The organism is Planotetraspora sp. A-T 1434 (assembly GCF_025420585.1).
Taxonomy (GTDB): domain Bacteria; phylum Actinomycetota; class Actinomycetes; order Streptosporangiales; family Streptosporangiaceae; genus JAOEGB01.
In genome coordinates this window covers 1-378 of the sequence record NZ_JAOEGB010000115.1, presented here as the reverse complement: position 1 = coordinate 378, position 378 = coordinate 1, and the positions used below count along the sequence as shown (strand labels likewise).

The 378-nt window shown below is 75.1% G+C and carries 1 protein-coding gene; it reads right to left on the bottom strand.

Annotated elements, in window-relative coordinates; genetic code table 11:
• The coding region (locus N5079_RS35200) for a hypothetical protein (RefSeq protein WP_261588552.1) at window positions 1-239 on the bottom strand (239 nt) is incomplete at its 3' end.
• Between the last annotated feature and the right edge of the window lie 139 nt (window positions 240-378).

The window sequence follows — 378 nt, the reverse complement described above, 5'->3', positions numbered from 1 at the left end:
GCTGGGTTCGCCGGGTTCGCTGGGTTCGCCGGGCCATGGATCGTCTGGTGCCGGAGCGGTCGGTTGAAGGCCGCCGGTGTGGTCTGGCCATAGGTCGCCCAGTTGGCTGTCGTCCGGCGAGACGCCCTCTGCCTTCCGGTGCCTCGGCTGGCCCGCCAGACCACCGCCCGCCAGACCACCGCCCGCCAGACCACCGCCCGCGAGAGCACGGTCCGCGAGGGCATGGTCCGCGGGGGCATGGTCTGCCGGGCTCCCGTCGGGCGACCGTGAAGCGGAGGTGGGACGTCCGGAGGCGGAGGTTGTGGATCCGGGACGCGCCGTCCCCATGGAGCCGGCGGCTGCGGAGTCGGTCCCGGTGGGGCCGGTCCCGGTGGGGCC